General features: G+C 57.0%; 21 protein-coding genes and 3 tRNA genes. 6 read left to right on the top strand and 18 right to left on the bottom strand.

Features of this window, described 5'->3' with window-relative positions:
• Positions 1–203: 203 nt before the first annotated feature.
• Complete coding sequence (locus tag L1P05_RS06445; protein ID WP_012848172.1) at positions 204–1,538, bottom strand: AppA family phytase/histidine-type acid phosphatase; 1,335 nt, start codon at positions 1,536–1,538, stop codon at positions 204–206.
• A 629-nt stretch (positions 1,539–2,167) separates the two neighbouring features.
• Here L1P05_RS06445 and L1P05_RS06440 point away from each other — a divergent pair.
• Entirely contained in the window at positions 2,168–2,764 is a 597-nt protein-coding gene (locus L1P05_RS06440; protein WP_012848170.1) for a cytochrome b/b6 domain-containing protein, read from the top strand.
• Positions 2,765–2,854: 90 nt separating this feature from the next.
• On the top strand, positions 2,855–3,040 hold the full coding sequence (locus tag L1P05_RS06435) for a hypothetical protein (RefSeq protein ID WP_012848169.1): 186 nt from the start codon (positions 2,855–2,857) through the stop codon (positions 3,038–3,040).
• Positions 3,041–3,112: 72 nt separating this feature from the next.
• Here the strand turns inward: L1P05_RS06435 and L1P05_RS06430 are convergent, their stop codons facing one another.
• The 5 genes from L1P05_RS06430 to L1P05_RS06410 all read right to left on the bottom strand — a co-directional run bounded on the left by L1P05_RS06430 (position 3,113) and on the right by L1P05_RS06410 (position 5,404).
• On the bottom strand, positions 3,113–3,340 hold the full coding sequence (locus tag L1P05_RS06430; RefSeq protein WP_306304448.1) for a putative hemolysin: 228 nt from the start codon (positions 3,338–3,340) through the stop codon (positions 3,113–3,115).
• A gap of 110 nt (positions 3,341–3,450) precedes the next feature.
• On the bottom strand, positions 3,451–4,383 hold the full coding sequence (locus L1P05_RS06425) for a DUF4396 domain-containing protein (RefSeq protein ID WP_012848167.1): 933 nt from the start codon (positions 4,381–4,383) through the stop codon (positions 3,451–3,453).
• Positions 4,384–4,747: 364 nt separating this feature from the next.
• Positions 4,748–4,993: a hypothetical protein gene (locus L1P05_RS06420; RefSeq protein ID WP_226079132.1), complete on the bottom strand. Its 246-nt coding sequence runs from the start codon at positions 4,991–4,993 to the stop codon at positions 4,748–4,750.
• A 218-nt stretch (positions 4,994–5,211) separates the two neighbouring features.
• Positions 5,212–5,285, bottom strand: a tRNA-Cys gene (locus L1P05_RS06415).
• Positions 5,286–5,328: 43 nt separating this feature from the next.
• Positions 5,329–5,404, bottom strand: a tRNA-Gly gene (locus tag L1P05_RS06410).
• A 452-nt stretch (positions 5,405–5,856) separates the two neighbouring features.
• On the opposite strand from L1P05_RS06410, the gene L1P05_RS06405 reads away from it, so the two are divergent.
• Entirely contained in the window at positions 5,857–6,144 is a 288-nt protein-coding gene (locus tag L1P05_RS06405; protein ID WP_012848165.1) for a hypothetical protein, read from the top strand.
• Positions 6,145–6,221: 77 nt separating this feature from the next.
• Here the strand turns inward: L1P05_RS06405 and L1P05_RS06400 are convergent, their stop codons facing one another.
• Entirely contained in the window at positions 6,222–6,497 is a 276-nt protein-coding gene (locus L1P05_RS06400) for a hypothetical protein (RefSeq protein WP_012848164.1), read from the bottom strand.
• Positions 6,498–7,060: 563 nt separating this feature from the next.
• Positions 7,061–7,273, bottom strand: a complete 213-nt coding sequence (gene cspF / locus L1P05_RS06395) for a cold shock-like protein CspF (protein ID WP_012848161.1) — start codon at positions 7,271–7,273, stop codon at positions 7,061–7,063.
• A 296-nt stretch (positions 7,274–7,569) separates the two neighbouring features.
• Here cspF and cspA point away from each other — a divergent pair, with 296 nt between their 5' ends.
• A complete protein-coding gene (gene cspA / locus L1P05_RS06390; RefSeq protein ID WP_012848159.1) occupies positions 7,570–7,785 on the top strand; it encodes an RNA chaperone/antiterminator CspA in 216 nt (71 codons plus the stop codon).
• Between the two features lie 104 nt (positions 7,786–7,889).
• Here the strand turns inward: cspA and L1P05_RS06385 are convergent, their stop codons facing one another.
• Together L1P05_RS06385 and L1P05_RS06380 are read right to left on the bottom strand one after the other, a co-directional pair.
• A complete protein-coding gene (locus L1P05_RS06385; RefSeq protein ID WP_146203334.1) occupies positions 7,890–8,762 on the bottom strand; it encodes a flavin reductase family protein in 873 nt (290 codons plus the stop codon).
• On the bottom strand, positions 8,759–9,712 hold the full coding sequence (locus tag L1P05_RS06380) for an MOSC domain-containing protein (protein WP_049761327.1): 954 nt from the start codon (positions 9,710–9,712) through the stop codon (positions 8,759–8,761). Before L1P05_RS06380 ends, L1P05_RS06385 begins: the two co-directional genes overlap by 4 nt.
• A gap of 399 nt (positions 9,713–10,111) precedes the next feature.
• Between L1P05_RS06380 and L1P05_RS06375 the strand changes: the two genes are divergently transcribed.
• Positions 10,112–10,669: a serine acetyltransferase gene (locus L1P05_RS06375; RefSeq protein ID WP_012848157.1), complete on the top strand. Its 558-nt coding sequence runs from the start codon at positions 10,112–10,114 to the stop codon at positions 10,667–10,669.
• Positions 10,670–10,842: 173 nt separating this feature from the next.
• On the opposite strand, the gene L1P05_RS06370 is transcribed toward L1P05_RS06375, so the two are convergent.
• From L1P05_RS06370 to arnB, 8 genes are all read right to left on the bottom strand, one after another.
• Positions 10,843–10,918, bottom strand: a tRNA-Lys gene (locus tag L1P05_RS06370).
• 495 nt (positions 10,919–11,413) lie between these two features.
• Positions 11,414–11,797, bottom strand: coding sequence for a 4-amino-4-deoxy-L-arabinose-phosphoundecaprenol flippase subunit ArnF (arnF, locus tag L1P05_RS06365; RefSeq protein WP_012848155.1), 384 nt, complete (start codon positions 11,795–11,797; stop codon positions 11,414–11,416).
• Entirely contained in the window at positions 11,794–12,129 is a 336-nt protein-coding gene (gene arnE, locus L1P05_RS06360) for a 4-amino-4-deoxy-L-arabinose-phosphoundecaprenol flippase subunit ArnE (protein ID WP_012848154.1), read from the bottom strand. Before arnE ends, arnF begins: the two co-directional genes overlap by 4 nt.
• Positions 12,126–13,784: a lipid IV(A) 4-amino-4-deoxy-L-arabinosyltransferase gene (gene arnT / locus L1P05_RS06355; RefSeq protein WP_012848153.1), complete on the bottom strand. Its 1,659-nt coding sequence runs from the start codon at positions 13,782–13,784 to the stop codon at positions 12,126–12,128. Before arnT ends, arnE begins: the two co-directional genes overlap by 4 nt.
• A complete protein-coding gene (gene arnD / locus L1P05_RS06350) occupies positions 13,781–14,680 on the bottom strand; it encodes a 4-deoxy-4-formamido-L-arabinose-phosphoundecaprenol deformylase (protein WP_012848152.1) in 900 nt (299 codons plus the stop codon). The genes arnT and arnD overlap by 4 nt, the downstream gene beginning before the upstream one ends.
• Positions 14,677–16,656 carry a bifunctional UDP-4-amino-4-deoxy-L-arabinose formyltransferase/UDP-glucuronic acid oxidase ArnA gene (arnA, locus tag L1P05_RS06345; RefSeq protein ID WP_012848151.1) on the bottom strand — a complete coding sequence of 660 codons (1,980 nt, stop codon included), beginning with the start codon at positions 16,654–16,656 and terminating at the stop codon, positions 14,677–14,679. The genes arnD and arnA overlap by 4 nt, the downstream gene beginning before the upstream one ends.
• Positions 16,657–16,658: 2 nt before the next feature.
• On the bottom strand, positions 16,659–17,636 hold the full coding sequence (gene arnC / locus L1P05_RS06340) for an undecaprenyl-phosphate 4-deoxy-4-formamido-L-arabinose transferase (RefSeq protein ID WP_015461282.1): 978 nt from the start codon (positions 17,634–17,636) through the stop codon (positions 16,659–16,661).
• A gap of 15 nt (positions 17,637–17,651) precedes the next feature.
• Complete coding sequence (gene arnB, locus L1P05_RS06335; RefSeq protein ID WP_012848149.1) at positions 17,652–18,797, bottom strand: UDP-4-amino-4-deoxy-L-arabinose aminotransferase; 1,146 nt, start codon at positions 18,795–18,797, stop codon at positions 17,652–17,654.
• A gap of 752 nt (positions 18,798–19,549) precedes the next feature.
• Here arnB and L1P05_RS06330 point away from each other — a divergent pair.
• Complete coding sequence (locus L1P05_RS06330) at positions 19,550–20,794, top strand: phospholipase D-like domain-containing protein (RefSeq protein ID WP_012848148.1); 1,245 nt, start codon at positions 19,550–19,552, stop codon at positions 20,792–20,794.
• Positions 20,795–21,105 lie beyond the last annotated feature (311 nt).

The following is a 21,105-nucleotide window of genomic DNA, read 5'->3' as shown; positions in this document are numbered from 1 at the left end:
CGTGTATCCACATGATTTACGTTAAAAAATCAGAAGGAGCGACAGCCTACCCTGTCGGCTCGCATTAGGCAAAAAAGCCAGATTCAATCGATTGAAAAAGCGACACGACGGGCGGTTCACCGCCACGCCGCGGCAAGGGGGGCGGCTAAATCACCGCGGGAGGGAGAACGGCGCCGCCGACGATGCCGGACGGCGCATCGGGGTTACGGCAGTGCGCTTGCCACGCCATCGGACGCCGGCAGACACGCCGTGATCAGGCGGGACGACAGCCACTGGCTAAAGGCATCCAGCGGACAAAAGCCATCCGCCGTTTCGCCCCGGCACCCCGGCAACGCCAGGATCACCTGATGCGGCGGCGCCTGCAGCGTCAGCCGAGTCTGCTGACGCTGCTGCGCCAACGATTGGTAAACCACGCTCACCCGCACCCAGGCGCGATCCGCGCTATCGCGCCAGCGCTCAAAGCGCAGTTCGCCGCCGGGCGGCGTGTTATCTGGCTGCTCGGGCAGGCTCCACGGCGTTTGCAGCATTCCGGATAGATTGGCCAGGTTGGTATCATGACCGACCAGCAGCAGCAGGCGGTTCTGCGCCGTCAATCCCGGCAGGGACGGCGTCTGCCCGTTCAGCGCCTGCAGCACGGTATACATCAGCGGCGTCCCTCGGTGACGGGCGATATAGTCGGTACGCGACAGCAGGTCAAACTGAAGGTTGTGCAGCTGGAGCAGCGCGCGCCACTGCGCCGGGGTGACGATACGCCCCCAGGCCGGCTGCGCCATGCCCTGCGCCTGCTGCAGCAGAAACATCTCCGCCAGCGTCGCGGAGAGCCCTACCGCGCCGCGCAGCGCGAGGGCGCCGTGAGCGCCAATGTGCAGCCGGGTTGGCATCGCCTGAGCGAGGGTGCACGCCCCCTCCCCGCTGTGCCGCTGGCAATAGGGCGACGACGCGAGGCGGAGCGTCTCATCCATCTGTGCCAGCGCCGCGCCATAGCGGCGGTTGAGGTCGGCCAGCGGCATGCCGGCCTGCGCTTCAATCGCCCGGCGCGCCTGCGCCTTATCCAGCCGACAGCTCCCCGCCTTTACCGGATGAAACAGGGGATCGCGCTGAGACACATCGGGCCGGTGGTGAATGGCGATAGCGCAGCGCGGCGCCAATCCCTGTAAGAAAGCCTCGCCGGTTTTGCGCGTACGCTGATCCACATCGGTCCAGGCATAGACCCATCCCGCCGGGGGACACCCCTGCGCGGGCAGCAGCCCCTCTCGGCTCAGCTGCTGGCGGTAATAGGCGCCGAGCAGGGTCACCAGAGACTCTCCGCGCGGCGTAATATCCCCCAGCGGCACCGGCCATACCGGCCACGTATCCGGCGTGACCTCACGGATCAGCGCCGGCATTTTGGTCGGCGCCCGTACGCCGTGGCGGCTGACGATCACCACCCTCTCCAGATGGCGCACAGCAGGCTCCGCCGCCGACGCCGTCAGCGGCAGCGGAAACAACAGCGTAAGGGATAGGGGGGATAGCCAACGGCTCAGGTCTCGCCAGCGCATTTTTGCCTCCAAGGCAGGGGATCGATAAGGTTTGGCCATGCCGGCCTATTTCATTCAGTGTAAATCGTACCGCTCGATTATTCAGCCCGAACGCCAATAAATCCCGCCGCCGATATCCTCAGCGCAAACACAAAAATACAATTGGTTATTATTCTTATCGCCACTTTTATTACCCCCCCCCGCAAATATGGAAAGCACAATAGCGCTCCCGCGATCGGCATGGCATAGCGCAAGCCGCGATACAGCACGTACGGAAAATACGATCTATGCCGCCACTAACAATAAATAAAGCCGTGGATTAATCGGCCAAAAATACTATGTAACATAGGAGTAAATGAATCTGCTGGTTAACATTATTCATGCTGACTATAGTAGAAAGGTCGGTATGATCAGGCGGCCCCGTAGCGGATAGCATCTCGCGACGACGCGCGTGCGGCTACAGCACAGGGTTCAATCCTATGGTTCCAGCCCGGTGTTGCACAGGTACAGATAGCGATGCTCTTGGTCCATCAGCATTTTCCCCTGCGCAGTCCGGTAGGTGAACGGCGCCCCCATGAGATAGCACCTTGCCCCGCGACGGCACGCCAACATGATACTCGGATAAAAACAGAAAACAGAAGGTAACCATGATGTCTCGTCTCTCCACCTTATTTCCGCTATTCTGGCGTTATCTCGGCACCTACCAGAAACCCTTTCTGCGCGTACTGCACTTCGTTATTATGCTGTTCGTTATCGTGCAAATTCTCAACAGCAATGGAATGGGATTCAATCAGGAACAGCAGATTCGACCCGGGTTGAGCTACGACATTTTTACCTGGATGCATATTGGTATCGGCCTGTTAATGGTGCTACTGACGTTGGTACTGACCCTCTATAGCCTCTCTACGCGCAGTCTGCGTTATTTTTTCCCCTACCTGTTTGGCGACTTCGGCCAGCTCAAAACCGACATCGGCGATATGTTTAAAATGCGCTTGCCGGGCACCGATCCGAAAGGGATTGCGACCTGCGTTCAAGGGCTGGGGCTCGGCGCCCTGCTGCTGGTGGTGATCTCTGGGCTGGTGTGGTTTGTCCTGTGGCGCAGCGGCTCTGCATGGACCGGCGATGCCAAGTCCATTCATAAGACCCTAACGGGGCTGATTGAAGTCTATCTGGCCGGCCACGGCTTTATGGCGCTGCTGCACTTTATCCTGTGGCTACGCGAACCGGCGCAGCGTCAGCGCAGCTAACGCACAGTCGGCGGCCGCGGCGGCGAATGGATTGAAAAGCCGCGGCCCTTATGCCATGCTCACTGCTCTACATTCAGGGTAATTAACGTGATGAATACAAAACAGTTAACGCCACAGGAGAAAGCCTTGGCCGATGAACTGGCGCTAGAGCGAGTCTACGCCATGAACAATGATGAGTACCTGCTGCAGAGCGTGGATGAGAAAATCCACCGGCTAGAGGCCCATGTCAAAGCCTACGTTGAACAGCGCTTCGCCTTCCACCGCGGGCAGGCCTGACCCCGTATGGATGCAGGAATGCGCGATCGCCGGGCCGCGAACGTGGCCCGTCTTTCTATCAATAACAGCACGTTATGCCTGAGGATGACTACGGCGATACAGCGCCCAGGCCTCGATACGCTCGCCGCTCGGTAGCGTACAGTAGCTAAACTGCCCCTGCTCCGCCGTCGCCGATGTTAAGATCCCGCCCTGCTCCACACAGTAGCGCGCCGCAGGATTAGCCATGCCTATCGCCGGCGGCGTCTTGATATCTTTGACTGTACACCCCGCCACCGCGATTACGCCTAACAACGCTAACATTATCCTCATGATACACTCTCTATATCGCTCATCTGAATCGCCATGATCTCGCGTACGGTGGCACGTTGCACATAGGATAATGTTTAAAATGCCACCGGCGCTCCCCCGCGCTACATCGCGTGCTTAATCCCTTTACTGACCAACCACTTGTTCATCGGATACGCACTGCAGAAGCCAACGATCATGGCAATCTGCATCATAAACCAATACAGCGCGCTGGCGCGCGGCATCTCCGGCGTGAACAGAAGGAACAGCGCGATCGCCATCCAGACATACATGCCCAGCTGCCAACAGATCAGTGAAAGCACATCCGCTTTCACCGCATTCTTCAGCGCGACCCAGCGCGGCTGTCCCATCTGGCGCGCGGGCCAATACTGAAAGAAGATCCCCAGACACAGCGCCAGCACAAAATCCAGCGTCCACGATCCCAGCAGCGAGCTGCCTAACAGCGTCACCGGCACCACCAGAGCCATTCCCTCGCCGAGGATATCGGCCAGAGTACACCCCGTGCCGCAGTGGGTGCTGGTCTTAAAGATACTCTTCCACCCTGCCGGCCCCCGCGTCATCGCCATCGCCATCGGTTTTTCCCCATGGCCCGCCATCGGCATCTCCATCGCCATCGGTTTTTCCCCGTGGCCCGCCATCGGCATCGCCATCGCCGTCGGTTTTTCCCCGTGGCCCGCCATCGGCATCTCCATCGCCATCGGTTTTTCCCCGTGGCCCGCCATCGGCATCTCCATCGCCGTCGGTTTTTCCCCGTGGCCCGCCATCGGCATCGCCATCGCCATCGGTTTTTCCCCGTGGCCCGCCATCGGCATCGCCATCATGCCGCAGCGATCGCCGGGATGCCCCCGGCCAAACCAGAAATAGGCACCCAGCCCCAATACGCCAAAGTAAAGCGCATTAATCGGCCAGGCAACCGCCATGATCGCCATAGGCTGCGGATGCCCCCGACGAATATCCCAAACAATAATTAAGGCACAGATCAGCGCGCTGATTAACCAGCCCCAGGCTAATGAATGCAGCCACTCAGGATAAGACATAATTTACTCCTCAATATACAGCGTATTAATCCGGCACCTTACGTCGCTACCGCATCCACGGCAGAAAATAGACCGCCTACCGCCGCTGCGTTAGGGCCTATCCAAACGGCCACAGCTCTGCCACTGGTTTAGAACAAATAACAAATTTATTCACGCTTTTGAGGATAAAAAATTTAGTGAGGTGGCATAAATACCATACACCCGAAGAGATATTTCCCTAATGGCTCAAAAGTATTCTGATTAGCCAGGTGGCCGGAAGCCCGCGGCGACAGCGCGGCCCGCATTCAGCGACGGCTACCGCCCATAAGTAAGGTTGATTAGCGGCGATGCGCCACCGCCGCCGAGAGAGCCGCTATCTTCCGCGTCAGATACGGATAAAGTTGGCCGTTTTATTGGTGCTAAACTCATGGCGAATCGCCCGCTTCACCACGGCGTACAGCACGTCACGCCCCTGCACGGTGAGCTCTTGGGGGTGAAACCCCTGCTCCGTGACCCGATAAGACTGACTCATCGGCATATTCACCACGCTAATCCACCGATCGCGCTTATAGGTAGAAAAGGTCACCTTCTTAAACTGACCTGACTCTACGCAGCGCATCAGATAGCTCATAATGTTTTCGCTGGAAATCCGCATAGGGCTGCCTTTCAATTACACCGATTGACGGCGCCGCTGTCATCACAGGGGCGCTCTGTCGGTAGAGTAACGCGATAGGAAGCATACGGACATGATCTGCGCCCCGGGGGAGACAAAAACGACAGGCGCAGGAGAAGGCCGGAGAGACGAAGACATAAAAAAACCCCGCGGACATACAGTCCTCGGGGTAAAAATGGAGGCGCGTTCCGGAGTCGAACCGGACTAGACGGATTTGCAATCCGCTACATAACCGCTTTGCTAACGCGCCATTTTTTGCCTGTCCGTTCGTCAGAACGTTACAAACATAAATTTGGAGCGGGAAACGAGACTCGAACTCGCGACCCCAACCTTGGCAAGGTTGTGCTCTACCAACTGAGCTATTCCCGCAGTTATCGACCAAGGCTGCTGCTAAACGCAGCACACCGTGGGATGCCGCGTATTTTACGTATTTCCCGCGCCGCGTCACCTAAAATCTTCACCCAGCCAGACTGAATGCTGTTTTTTAATCCACTTCGCGCAGACAACCGGCAACCGTGACGATAAAACCAGCGCACAGCTCGGCGCACTACGCGCGCGGAGAGATCCGCGCTCAAAACAGCGCGAGCCGTAATAAAATTCCGATAAGCAGATCAGCCGCAGCGCTCTACGCCGCCGTTGAGAGTCTGCCCCCATTTCTCAGACCATTCGTCAAAAAAATATCAAAACTCTCTATTAGTTAACGTAATGATCAGTTGATGCCTCCGCGCTGGCGTTATCAATAAACAGACCTATACTTAACCGTGTTGGTTATATAACGTACTGTGTCTCTGTGTCATATTTAACGGAATAAAGGATAAAGTATGAAGCCATTAAAATCAGTCGTTGCCCTCTGTGCCCTGCTTGCCGCTCCGGCGTTCGCCGCAACGCAGATCAATACGCTGGATACCACTGGCTATACCAAAGTTGCCGCGCTCAGCCTAGAGCAAATGGGGCTTCCCAACATCGGCGATAGTAAGGTTGTAAAAGCCGTAGACAGCAAGTGTGCATCCCACGGTGTTGCAGCGGAACAATGCTATTTCCGCGTACTGAGTATCGTTGGCGACGCCAGCAATCACAAAAACATCTTCATTGAGATTTATAAAAAATAGTGAGTCATACGGCTCTCCGTCTGCGTTTCGACGAGGACGGAGAGCACGCCTTCGGCGCTACGCCGACCCCACGCGATTCACCGCTCGGCGAAAGCGCCGCTACCCTGACAGGAGAGCTGTGCCAGCCAACGCGCTACCTGCTCACGATAAATATAAATGGCCCGCGGAGAGTCGACATGGGGGGAGCCAGGGATCATCATGGCAAGGCACGGGTAGCGCTGCGGTGCCATGGTATCGGCCAAACGACACATCTCGCTCTCGGAGACCCATACGCCCAGCATACTGTTACTGTCAAATAAAAACGCCTGATTGAACCACGAATAAAAGCTATCCTGATCCAGTATTACCTGCATTGTACTCACTTTATTACCGTCCAGATTAAAATCAGTTATCCTCGCGCCGATACACCGAGCGAGTCCCTTCGCGCCGCTGAAAAACATTCACACAATGAATTATTAAAATCATAAAATCTCGCCAAGGCGGATATTTACCCTTCCACTGCAAGCGCGGTGCGCATTCTATTCAGGGGAAAGGACAAAATCCACTCAATATGACAAATTTCATACCATTGCCGAAAAATCATATTTAAAAACCAATCAAAACACAAAAAACAGTCTTAATGCTTACTTTGAATTAAAGTGTTGGAATTTAATTTTGATTCAAATAAATTATTAATTAAGTTTAATATAAAGATATTACTTATTAATAATCGCACTGGATCCCGCTGGTGCCCTGCGTATATCCCCTACGTGGGGAACGGTGCCGCGGCGACAGCCAGCTGGACACCGCGCTCAGTCAGCGAGATAGGTTGCCTGGCACGTTGCAATGTGCGTAGATACGGGGAAGTTATCCCGGTCTCAGGGCGATGGCGTGGCGATGGGCCTGAACATATCGGACTGAAGAGAGATAAACGCTATTATGAAAGGTAAACGTTGGCCGCCGTTGGCCCCTGCCGACCATGCATTCTGCAAAATTCAACCCGCAGACCCGCCGAGAGCGTTTCTTCGTCTTTTAAATGGAGGGCGGAGATATGTACCTGAACGTCTTTACGACCATCGGATGGAGAGATAAAGCCTTTACCGCTGCGGTAATCAAAAAACCGAACAATTCCGGTCATTTTATCTGACAAACTAATTCCTTACTGTTACGCAATATTTTCAGTATACAGATATCCCGACGCATTACCAGCGTCATAGCTAAGGTGTCTGGATGGCTAAAAAAGATCTTGCCAACGTACTCGCCGCATGCGTTAATGCGTCACCGGTTTGAAGTACAGAACCTGACGTCGTTTTTTTAGCAGTGCTCAGTTCAAGTGTTATCCCCCCGATATCCCTTTATCAGTGAGTCTCCTTTCTAAGCTTCTCATTAAAATCTGTAAAGCAGACCTCATCAACCAGCGATGGTAATAAAATAAAGGAAATATCTATGTCTAATAAAATGACTGGCTTAGTAAAATGGTTCAATGCGGATAAAGGCTTTGGTTTCATCACGCCGGATAACGGCGGCAGCGATATCTTTGTTCATTTTTCCGCAATTCAAAGCAATGGCTACAAATCCCTGGACGAAGGCCAGAAGGTTGCATTCGAAGTGCAAACCGGCGCAGCTAAAGGGCCGTCAGCCATTAATGTAACCCCGCTGTAAAACCAGACTTAGATTAGCGATCCGCAATCGCGATGACGGCCTTGACCTGAGCAGCCGGATCGAGAATCAACGACAGGAGCCCATGACGATGGGCTCCTGTGCTATTACTCCCCGATAACAATATCGTCCTGCGGTATCGCACAGCAGGCCAGTATATAGCCCGCATTCTCCTCATCGACGCTGAGCGCTGTGCGCTGAGGCTGCTCAACCGAACCGGCGTTAAGACGCACCTTGCACTTGCCGCACACCCCCGCCCTGCAGCTACAGGCCATACTGACCCCGGCTTTCTCCGCCTGCTCGAGCACAGACGCCTGATTATTCCCGCTGAACGCATTGCCATTGATACGTATCTGCACCGAGCGATAGGCGTGATTAGCGCTGCGTACGACCTCACCAAAACGCTCTTGATGCCACTGATCCGCGGGCAACCCGGCGGCCAACAGCAGCGTTTGCACCTGCGCCATAAAGCCCGCGGGCCCACAGACATAGACATGACGCTGCGCCAGCGCAGGAAACAGCGCCGCGCGCGCGGCATCGAAGCGCCCCGAGACCCCTTGCCATTCGCTATCGGGGTGAGACACCGCCGTAATTACGGTCAAAGAGGGGTGCGCTTGCTGGAGCTGCTGGAGCTCATCCGCAAACGCCCTATCCTGCGGCGTCTGACACTGAGCGTAAAAAATAACATCATCGATCCATTGCCGATCCGCCAACATCCTCAACATGGAGATAGCCGGCGTAATACCGCTGCCGGCGCTGATCAGGGCAATGGGACCCGCGGGGCGGCGATCGAGGAAAAAGGCCCCTTCCGGCGCCGCGGCACAGAGCGACTGCCCCACGCGCATATGGCGATGAAGCCAGTTCGACACCGTGCCCGATGGCGTCCTTTTCACGCCGATCGACCAGCGATCGCCACGGGTCGGCGACGAGGAAAGGGTATAGCAGCGCTGATACCTCCGCTGCCCTATCGTGACCGTCACCGGCAAGTGCTGCCCGGCCAGATAGGGGGCAAGGGCAAGCCATCGGCCCGTTTAAACCAGAAGGTGGTGAAATCTCGACAGATGGGCTCCACCGCATCGCAAATCAACGCGATCGTTTCAGGCAGTCGATTGACATAGGGATAGGGCGCCTGCGTTGCCACGATATCAACGGGATCCGCGCAGGCTATCTCACCTGCGCTCAGCGGCGTCAGATAAACCCCAAAATGGATCGCTCCCGTCCGCGCCTCCCGACGGAACTGGCTCAGCGTCGTCAGCGGCTCATTGTCGAGCTTCATCTGCTGCGTTTGCGGATCGATCGTCGTCAGTACGCAGCGGGAACAAGGGGCGCTAACGGCAAACGTCACATCGCCGATCCGGAGCGTTTTCCAACCATCCTCGGCAAAGGACAGGCTTCCCCGCACCACGATATTCGGGCGGAACTGCTGCAGCGTATGGCGCGCTGGCGAGCGAGCGTTGAGAAACGCCAGCGACGCTTCGGATAGCAAAAGCAGCGGCGCCGCGTCCGCCAGACTCAGCGCCGCCTGCGTATCCCCGCCGTGACGCCGGGGCGCCTCACCGTTAAAGACCAACGTTACCGGCTCTTTTAACAGCTGGCTAAACCACCTATCGGCCTCCTCATCGACGCTCAGGGCAGAGAACGCATCATTCCACACGGCGGTCTGCCGTATGCCGCGGACAAACTGGGCCCGCTGTACTCGCAGCGGCGGCTGCATCGCCGAGTGAAAGGTAACGCTGTCGACATCTTGACTGACGCGAACCCCCAGCAGCTGCGGATGCGTTCTTGCCGTCACCATACGGCTGTCCGCCGCCTTGATCAGCATAAACTGCCGATCCTGCACGATGCCGTAGGGTGCCACGGACACTCGCTCCGCCGCATTTCCCGCCCCGGACTTCAGCGGGTATTGGTACAGCGCCGTTACTGTCAGCATAAAATCTCGCTATATTTTGGATCCAACGTCACCTGGATCTCATCGATACACCGCCATGCACGTTCCCCTATGCGCTGCTCAGGGCAACGGTGGGACGCGCTCCCGTATCAGAATAGAATGAAAAAGGGCCGATCCGCTATTCCCCCGGCGTCGTGGGCGCAGCGATACTCTTGTTAGCGGTGGGTAAAAAACACGATGCGCACATTACTCTGCCCGGCGAGCGGGAGCGCCATGAGGCTATCTCCATCGTGTCAGGGGTTTATATTCAACGCGATAGCATGCCATCCCGCGCACGCCGGATCGCCAGCGTCGTGGCCCGACAGTGACAAAGTCATTGGACGGCGCCGAGGTGACACCGCATTATAGTGGCCACTTTTTACCGGAGGTAGAGCACAACCGATGAAACCGCATGACCACGAGCTATCCCATCTGAAACGGTGTCTGCGCCGCGAAGTGATGGTCTCAGACAAACCTTTCTCCTGGCTCAAAACGCTGCATAAGGCATTCAAATGCCCTGAGCGCCGATTCTACTTTTGGTGGCGTATCGCCAATTATTTACACCGCAGCGGCACGGCTAAAAAAACGGCGATACGCATCAGTCGAAGCCTGCGGAATAAATACTGCCTCGATATCAAGCTTGGCAGTGAGATCGGTGAGGGGCTCCGTATCGCCCACTATGTCGGTATTGTGATCACCGGGCACTGCGTCATAGGTAATAATCTGTATATCAGACAAAATGTGACTATCGGCGTAAAGCAAAACGATCAGGCGGGGAAAATCTATATCGGTGATAATGTCGAAATCGGCGCCAACTGCTGCATCATCGGTGATGATTTGCATATAGGCGATAATGTCACCATCGGCGCAATGAGCTTTATCAATAAAGATATTCCAGCCAACCACACGGTCTACACGCCAAAATCAGAAAACATCATGAGGGTAAAAAAGTCGGCCTAGACTGATTTTGCCAGCGTAGGCGAGATCGGGCTCCACTATCGCGCTCGCCCCGCGCTGGGGCTAAAAGCACCGCCCGATGAGCAAACCGGATGACCCCGCGGTAAATATCGGCACAGGCACGCGAGCGATAACAAAAAAGGCGCTACGCCATTAGCGCAACGCCTTGAAATTGTTGGTGGGTCGTGACGGGATCGAACCGTCGACCAATTGATTAAGAGTCAACTGCTCTGCCAGCTGAGCTAACGACCCAACGCCGAGAATTATTCGCTTTTTAACCCGGCGGGTCAATTCACGCCCTTGCGCACGCTGACCCGGAGGCTGTCCGCTCCGCTTTACGCTTTGGCTAAAAATAACGCATTACAACAATAGGTTAATGATGATATTCCCGCCAATAGCGCGATACGCATCGACGCTAGCGCGGCGAGACGGGCAGGATAACGCGACGGGAGAAGATAGCGGCAGCCGCTCCGGCAAAAGGCGCGATGCCGGGGAGCGACTCGACTAGACGTTACGCAGTATATACAGCGCGATGGAGGCTTCAATGAGCACAATCAGCACGGACCAGAAGGCCGCCATCAGCTGCGCGTGCGTTTTGATAAAAGCATGAATGAGTTGCATAAGATTGCCTGCTCGGCTAAACCACTCGGGGTGTGAGGTCAGTCTACGCCGCTACAACTATTCACGCAATTTATCAAATAAAATGGATATCCCGCCGCTGGCAGGCTAACGGGACAGCCGCCGCGCTCACGGCTTCCCCGCGCGACGCCAGGGGGGATAAATCACCAGTAAACCCAGTATAATCAAGCCCATTCCCAATAGCTTACCCCCGTTAAGCCGTTCACCGAACAGCGGCAAGGAGACCGCCAGAGCGCAGACCAACACATAGCTAAGGCTCAGCAATGGATAGGCCCGATTCAGCGGCAGATCGCGCAGCGCAAACAGCCAGCACAGCATCGACAGGCCATAGCACAGAATGCCGCCCGGTAGCCACCAGACCCAGTGCTCTGCGCTGAGCAGCGCAGAGATAAGCTGCGCCCCATCGCTGCAGTGCATCATGGTATAGCGCATCATCAGCTGCGCCGCGCTGACCAGCGCGACGCTGGCGAGCGCCCACAGGTAGCCCATCATGCGTTGACCCCCAGCAGGATAATCCCCGCCATAATCAGCGTGATCCCGATAATATGGCGCCAGTTGAGCCGCTCATGCCAAATAAAACGTGCCGCCAGCAGCACCAGGACATAGTTCAGGCTCAGCATCGGATACGCCACGCTCACCGCCACCCGGCTAAGCACCACCAGCCACAGCAGTAGCGCCAGCCCCAGACAGAGCAGCGCCAGCGTCAGCCAGCGCAGCAGGTGGCGGCGCGGTGAGCCGTGAGGCACACCGCACATCGCCTGTTTCTGACATAGCTGTCCTGCACAGCTGAGCAGGCTGGAGAAAATAATCAGCAGATAACTCATGGCTGCTGCTGATACTGCAACAGCAGGAAACGCCCCTTCCGCAGGGTCATATCCGCTGGCGGCAGCGCCGAACTAACCTGTTCGTTGCGCGACAGCAGCAATACCAGGGAGACCGCCCCCTGCTTCCGGTGCTCCGCCAGCCAGGCCGGGAACTGCGCGGCATTTACCAGATGACCGGCTGCATCCGGATAGCTCAGCCCATACTGAAGCTCACCCGTATTATCATACAGATAGATGTCGCTGCGCTTGAGCTCCCAGGCCAGCCCCGCGGCGACGCCGACGCTGTCGCTCAGAATATAGCGGCTCGCCTGCAGCTGCGGCATCGCCGCCTGGATCAGCGTCTGCGGCTGCTTGGACTCCATGACCTGCTGCGGCAGCGCCGCGCCGATCAGCAGGGCAATCCCCAGCGGACAGGCGGCGCTCCAGCGCCAGTAGCGGCGTGGATTATGCAGCGACAGCGCGCCAAACAGCGCCCATACGCCAAAGGCGACGGTGCCCAGGATCACTTTGCTGACCTCCTGCGCACCGAACAGCGGACGTCCGATGATGCCCCAGGGCGCCAGCACCAGCAAGATCGCCGCCATGCCACCCAGGCCGACCAGCAGGTTAATCACCCCGTTGATCCGTAGCGCCTTACCCCCCTCTCCGGCCAGACGCTGTACATAGCCGGCCATCAGGATCGCCAGCGGCGCAAAACAGGGTAAAATATAGGTTGGCAGCTTTCCTTTGGCGATGCTGAACAGCAGAAATGGCATCACCGCCCAGCCCAGCAGGTAAAAATCCCCCCCCTGACTGACCCGGCCACGCCACCCCTCACGCAGCGCGCCGGGCAGCAGGCCCAGCCAGGGCAGCAGGCCGAGAAGGAGGATCGGCAGGTAATACCAGAACGGCGCCTTATGCTGAGCGTTATCTTCGGCAAAGCGCTGGATATGTTCAACCCAGAAGAAGTAGCGCCAGTAGTCCGGCTCGCGCTGTGCGATAGCCAGCACCCACGGCAAGCTGATGAGAATGGCGCTCAACACCGCCAGCGGGCCAAAGCAGAACAGGGATTTCCAGCGCCGTTGGGCTATCACCCAGGGCAGAACGGCAATCACCGGGATCGCCAGCGCCAGGAACCCTTTGGTCATAAAGCCCATACCGCAGGCCAACCCCAGCAAAATGTAGCCGCCGACCCTGCCCCGCGTACTGCTGGCCTGCTCACCCAGCCAGAAGCTGCACATGGCCGCGGTCATCCACAGGGTAAAGATCGGATCAAGCACCGCGTAGCTGCCAACGCCGTAGACCAGAAAGCTGGTCAGATAAATCAGCGCAGCCAAAACGGCCGGGCGCGTACCAGACAGTAGCCGGCGCGCCAGCCAGAACACCAGCAGCGCACTCAGTACCGTCGCCAGCACGGCGCCAAAGCGGACGGCAAAATTGCCGTCGCCAAACAGCCACTGACCCAGGTTATTCACCCAATAGCCGGCCACCGGCTTTTCAAAATAGCGCAGCCCGAGAAAGTGCGGCACGATCCAGTCTCCGCTGGCCAGCATCTCGCGGCTGATTTCTGCATAGCGGGTTTCATCCGGCTGCCATAATAAACGTCCCGGTAGCGGGACGATGTAGTAAAGAACAAACAGTACGGCCAGCGTAACCCATCCGGCGATCTTCTTCATGGCGACTCCACCTCCTGCTGACAACCCAGCCATCCCTCACGCCCGGTCAACGTCGTGCGGACGACTCGCCCGCTCGGCAACAGCGTAATATCGTCTGGCAATAAATCCCCAAGGGGGCAAAATTCAATCTGTGCCTCGCGCGCCATCTCCAGCAGGCGGGCAAACTGCGCATGTTTGGCAATGCCTTCAACTTCGGCGTGAATGGTGTAAACCGGGACGCCGCGATCGGCCAGGATGCTGTCGAGAATGAAGCGGTTAAATCCCGCCTCATCGGTCATGACGCCGATGGCCTCATCCCAGGTGGGCTGGGTCACCGGGATCTGCACCGTCCCCAGGCGGCCATCCGGCAGCAGCGGACGAAACGGATGCGTACCGCGACAATCGCTGTTATAGCGAAAGCCAAAGGGCTCCTTGGCCTCGACCACCCGTGCATCGGCGCGCCAGCCGGCAACCGCGGAGCAATCGATACTCTCCCCGGTGATCAGCTGCAGCTCATCGTAGGCCAGCCCGATCTGCTCGGCCATCTTCTCCCGTGACCAAACGCCGGCCCAGGCCTGCCAGGCATGGTGATCCCAGGCGTGCAGCCCGGTCTCATGCTCTTTCGCGGCGGCGGCGATGGTGTCGGCCAGGCCGGCACCGATCCGGCGTCCGGGCCAGGCCGTCCCGGCCAGCAAGATATCCCAGCCATACAGCGATGCGGCGTTAGAGCGCAGCATTTTCCACAGAAAGCGCGGCTTAAGCAGGCGCCACAGGTGGCGCCCCATATTGTCCGGACCCAGGGTAAAAAAGAACGTCGCCCGGATCCCGTGCCGGCGCAGCAGCGACACCAGCGCCGGCACGCCGTCACGCGTGCCGCGCCAGGTGTCTACGTCAATGCGCAGACCGACCCGTTTCATTCCTGCTCCGTACCGTCAAAGGTCTGCAGGAAGAAGTCCAGAGTATCCTCGATAGTGCTCTCCATCGGGATCACCGGCTGCCAACCCAGCAGGCGCTGTGCGTTGCGGATGCTCGGTTTACGGTGCTCTACGTCCTGGTAGCCTTTGCCATAGTAGCTGCTGCTCTCCACCTCGCGGAAGCCGGCAAAGGGCGGGAAGCGATCGCGCAGCGGATGCTGCTCAAAGCACACCAGCAGCTGCTCAGCCAGCTCACGAATGCTGGCTTCGTTATCCGGGTTACCGATGTTGATAATCTGTCCATCGCACAGATTGTCTTTGTTTTCGATAATGCGGAACAGCGCTTCCACCCCTTCTTTAATGTCGGTAAAGCAACGCTTCTGACGTCCGCCGTCCACCAGCTTGATCGGCGACCCTTCCACCAGGTTTAGGATCAGCTGGGTAATGGCGCGCGAGCTGCCGATACGCGCCGCATTCAGGTTGTCCAGACGCGGCCCCATCCAGTTGAAGGGGCGGAACAGCGTGAAACGCAGTTCATCCTTGGCGCCGTAGGCCCAGATGATGCGATCCAGCAGCTGCTTGGATACGGAGTAGATCCAGCGCTGTTTGTTGATCGGCCCGACGATCAGGTTAGAGCTATCCTCATCAAACTGAGGATCGCTGCACATCCCGTAGACTTCAGAGGTGGACGGGAAGATGATGCGCTTTTTGTATTTCACGCAGTCGCGCACAATCTTCAGATTCTCTTCAAAGTCGAGCTCAAAAACGCGCAGCGGATTACGGGTATATTCGATCGGTGTTGCAATCGCCACCAGCGGCAGCACCACGTCACACTTCTTAATGTGATACTCGATCCATTCGGAGTGAATGCTGATATCCCCTTCCACAAAGTGGAAGCGCGGGTGGTCGATAAAACGGGAGATGGCGTCGGAGCCGATGTCCAGGCCGTAGACTTCATAGTTATCTTCCGCCAGCAGACGCTCGGTCAAATGGTTACCGATAAAGCCGTTAACCCCCAGAATCAGCACGCGGGTCGCCCGACGGGCGCCAAAGTTCAGCGAGCTGTTCAGGATCGCGCCCTCAACCAGCCCCAGGCTTTCCGCCAGTTGGCTGCCCTGCATATACAGGCCATCCTGCGGCTGACCGGCCACGATCTCCAGCGCCCCGTCGCCACAGGCGATCGTCAGCGGCGACGCCGACAGCACTGTACCGGGACGCGCGGCAGGCAGATCGCTGCGCACCCGCGCCTGCCAGACCGTAAACTGACGGTTGCCGGCATAGCTAAAGGCGCCCGGCCACGGCTCCGTCACCGCGCGAACCAGGTTATACAGCGCCCGCGCCGGTTTACTCCACTCCAGGCGGCCATCGGCCGGCGTACGGCGGCCAACGTAGGTGGCGGCGCTTTCATCCTGCGGGAACTCCGCGTAGCTGCCGCCGCGGATCTGCGGCAGCGCCTCGGCCAGCAGCGCGCGGGCGCACTGGCACAGTTTGTGGTGCAGCGTCAGCGCCGTGTCCTCTTCGGCAATCGCGATACGGCGCTGAGCGATAATATTCCCAGCATCCGCACGCGTCTCCATACGGTGCAACGTCACCCCGGTCTCCGTCTCGCCGTTGACCAGCACCCAGTTCAGCGGGGCACGGCCACGGTAGGCCGGCAGCAGCGAACCATGCAGGTTAAACGCGCCCTGCGGCGCCAGCGTTAAAATCGCGTCGCTCAGCAGATGGCGATAGTAGAAGGAGAAGATCACCTGCGGCTGCAGCGCCCGCAGACGCTCAACCCACAGCGGGTGATTCACATCATCCGGCGCAAACACCGGAATATTATGCTGGGCCGCAAGGCGAGCGACCGAGCCAAAGAACAGATTTTCACCGGGAGCATCCTGGTGAGTAACAATGGCAGCGATTTCATAACCAGCATCAATCAATGACTGCACACCGGCACAACCCATATCGTGATAGGCAAAAACAACAGCTTTCATGATCATTTTTCCTGTTCTTCGTCCGGCGGGTTAGCGCGAACGACATTCTGAATAAAATAGCGGGGACGGGCGCGCACGTCGTTATAGATGCGGCCGATGTACTCACCCAGCAGGCCCATCCCAACAAACTGTGCGCCGATAAAGATGAACAGCACGGCAAACAGGGTAAATACCCCTTCCGCAGCCCACTGTGGTCCAAGGGTTAAACGCATCAGGATCAGCAGTACGGCAAAGGCGAAGCCCAGCAGCGCGATAACGCTGCCAAAAATGCTCAGCGCCCTCAGCGGGGTCGTGGTCAGGCAGGTCACCAGGTCGTACATCAGATTGATCAGCTTCATCAGCCCATACTTGGACTCGCCGTGCTCACGCTCGGCGTGTTTCACCGGGATTTCGATGGTGCGACGGGCAAAGCTGTTGGCCAGAATGGGGATAAAGGTGCTGCGCTCATGGCAGTGCAGCATGGCCTTGATGATGCTGCTGCGGTAGGCGCGCAGCATGCAGCCATAGTCGCTCATGCTCTTGCCGGTGGTGCGCTGGATCAGGCCATTGATCATGCGCGAGGCGCGCTTACGGAACCAGCTATCCTGACGGTTCTGGCGAATGGTGCCCACCACGTCATAGCCCTGATCGGCGGTCTCCACCAGACGCGGAATCTCCTCCGGCGGATTCTGCAGGTCGGCATCCAGCGTGATCACCAGATCGCCTTTAATGTGGCTGAATCCGGCCATAATCGCCGAATGTTGACCATAGTTACGGTTCAGCAACACCGCGACTACCCGACTCCCCGGGCGCTGCGCCGCCTCGCGGAGGATCTCAGCCGATCTATCGCTGCTGCCGTCGTCCACCAGGACTATCTCATACTGTTTTCCCGTGGCATCGCAGGCGGCGATGGTCCTTTTCAACAGCTCCGGCAGGCTCTCCTGCTCGTTGTAAACCGGTATCACCACCGATACAAACTGGATGGTTTTAAAATCACTCATTGTCATATCCAACCGTTACTGCTCAATAATCTCTTTCAACGCGCCGATCACCCGATCTACGTCTGCCTCGGTCATATCCGGAAACAGCGGCAGGGAGCAGATACGCTGTGAATTCCACTCCGTCTGCGCCAGACGTAGCTGTGGATAGGTCTCACGGTAATATTTTTGCGTGTGGGCGGCGCGAAAGTGCAGCCCGCTGCCGATGTTGCGCTCTTTGAGCGCCTGCATCAGCCGATCGCGATCCACGCCGCAGCGGGCCTCATCGCAACGGATGATAAACAGGTGCCAAGCATGCTGATGCGGCCAGTCGGGCGCGCTCAGCGGAGTGAACGGCAGCTGATGCAGCGCCAACTGCTGCAGGTAATAGGCCGCCAGCCGGGCGCGCTGGGCGTTGAGCTCAGGCAGTTTTGCCAGCTGCACCCGGGCTATCGCCGCGTTGATGTCGGCCAAGTTGTACTTGTATCCCGGCGTCACCACCTCTGCCTGCGGCGCCCGGCCATGGGTCTGGCGATCGTAGGCATCCACGCCCAGACCGTGAAACTTCAGGCTGCGCACCTTCTGCGCCAGAGCATCATCATCGGTCACCACCATGCCGCCCTCGGCACAGGTGACGTTTTTGATCGCATGAAACGAGAAAATGGCGGTGCCGCGTTGGCCGATAGGCTCACCGCGGTAGGCGGTGCCAATGGCATGGGCCGCGTCTTCGATCAGGGCAATGCCGTGCCGCTGCGCCAGCGCGCGGATCGGGTCAAGATCGACGGGGGCGCCGGCGAAATGGACGGGAATAATCGCCTTGGTGCGCGGCGTTATCGCCTCGGCAATAGCCTCTGGCGTCACCATCAGCGTATCGCGATCGACATCGATCATCACGGGGGTCGCCCCCAGCAGCGTGATGATATTCAGGGTGGACACCCAGGTCATTGACGGGGTTATCACTTCATCCCCCGGCCCAATGCCCAGCGCCATCAGGGTAACGTGCATTCCCGCCGTCGCGGAGCACACGGCGATAGCATGACGGGCGCCGATAGCCTGGCAGAACTCTTGCTCCAACGCCTGATTTTGCGGACCGGTCGTGATCCAGCCGGAGCGCAGCACTTCACTGACTGCAGCAATCTCCTCCTCGCCGATAGCTGGCTTGGAGAATGGCAAAAAGTCCTTCATTAACACGTTCCCATATCAGTACTAGAAATGAAAAATGTGATCTCTATCCAACTTACAGCAATCGAGGCGTTATTTCCCTTACGGGACGATAACCTAGATTGATTGAGCATAGCGTACTTTTCTTAAACCAAGATTAAGAAAAAAAGTTATAACCAGCGCCAACTTCAACGCTCCGACAACCGAACCATAATCCCTATTACGACGGCGCCCTGAGGCAGTTTCTTTTCGGCAGTCGATAGCCGCACACGGCCACCAGCAGCGGCATATGCGAATAAAAAAAGGGATTATTATATTAATTTTAGCCCGACCTCAGTGCCATTCTCCCGATTCAGCACCAATATGCAAAAAATATTCTCTAATCAGTGAACTGACCTGTAGTATTTTTACGAGTGCATTATCCAAGGCATAGCGTAGGTTATTTTATCACCACCCCCCCCATCTATTCGATAAAGATACATAAGCAATTATTGATATGGAATGAATAAATCCTCGATGCCATTCATTACCCGTGGGATAATAAGCAGTTCATCCTCCCGCTCACGCAGATATTTCGCTAAAGTATTATTAAGGTATTACACCCCTATCGCCTAACGCCATCCCATCACCGACGCCCGCGGATGCCGATGACTCTGCGCGATGAAACTCACGCCTCCCGATGGCAGCGATTTATATGACATAACACAGGGTGCAACTGATTATTTTATTTAATATATACCGTTAAAGAGTGTGGCCACGACAGAGAGGGATAAGAAATGAAGCGACTTGCCATAGCGGGATTGATCGCCGGCGCCGCCTTTATGGCTGACGGCCATCAGACGCGGACGGCAGACTTTGAGCTTATGCAGGCCATTCCACAGAATACCGACGCGGTCTTTCAGCAGGCGGACATTCACGCCACGGCCACCGTCTGGCTACGCATGATACGGCAGGCCAGACACACGCTCGATATCGGCACCTTTTATATAGCCAATCAATCAGGTGAAGCCCTGGAGCCTATCGTTAATGCCATCAAGGATGCCGCACGGCGCGGCGTCAAGGTCCGGATCCTGACCGATGCCATGGCGCTCAGCGGCAGCAGCGATCCCGACCAGCTGTTCGCCGAGCTGCCCCAGATTGCCATCCGCAAAATCGACTATCACAAGATCGGCGGCGGCGTGATGCATGCTAAATATATGATCGTGGATGGTGAGAATATTGCGCTCAACAGCGCCAACTGGAGCTGGATCTCTCTGAGTCAAATTCACAACGTTGGCGTTCGGATCCGTAATCAGCCGTTGGCAATGACCCTGCTGAGCGTATTTAATCTGGACTGGGCGCTTGCTGAAAATACCCATGGCCCAGTCAACTATGCCTTAACCAATAACACCGATAAACGCCGCTGGGTTACCGCACAACGCCCCGCTCAGGTTAGCTATGGTGACGAAACGCTTTTAATTCACCCGGCCTTTAGCCCTGTCGATATACGCCCGCAGGGAACCGATAGTGAAATATCGCAGATGCTGGCGGCGATTAATAGCGCTAATCATATTATCCGTATGCAGGTCATGACCTTCTCAGGGTTCAAAAAATATGGTGCCGTTGGCTATTGGGGGGAGTTGTATGATGCCATCGCCAACGCGGCACTGCGGGGGGTACAGGTGAAAATTATTGTCGCAGACTGGAATAATACCGTACCGGCCATCGATTTTATGAAGGCGCTGCAGCTAATGCCCAATGTCGCGGTAAAAATCAGCAGCATTCCCCCTATCCCATCACGCTATATTCCCTATTCTCGGGTAGAGCATGAAAAATATTTCGTCGTCGATGATGACCTCAGCTGGATCACCACCAGTAACTGGGAGTGGGGATATTTTTATAACACCCGCGATATTGCGCTGCTAATCAATGGGCATCAGCCGGCCAATATCCTCAGCGCGCTGTTTGAGGCCGACTGGCGCGGCCCCTACACCCAGACGCTGGAGATCGATAAAACCTATCATGCTCCCCAGCATAGCTGAGAGAGGCCCCGCGGCGGAGCACAGCGTGAGAGGCTACGAGGCTAAAACGTCGTTGACGATAAAGGGTAGCCCGAGTGCCCCCGAGCGCAAAGTCGGGGGCGCCGGAGAGTACTCGCGTTTTCAGTAAAGCACAGTCTGTTATCTTCTCGCATCGTTATCATGGTGTATAACAGTAGTATAAAATGTTGGCCGGTGACCATCACCGGCATATCGTTGCCAAGCCGCAATATGGAAAGGGAAAGGGAAAGGGAAAGGGAAAGGGAAAGGGAAAGGGAAAGGGAAATAGCGTCTCATATCTCCGCCACGCGGTA

The sequence above is a fragment of the Edwardsiella piscicida genome, from assembly GCF_021733145.1.
In the GTDB taxonomy this organism is placed as follows: domain Bacteria; phylum Pseudomonadota; class Gammaproteobacteria; order Enterobacterales; family Enterobacteriaceae; genus Edwardsiella; species Edwardsiella piscicida.
This window is presented reverse-complemented; position numbering and strand designations above follow the sequence as displayed.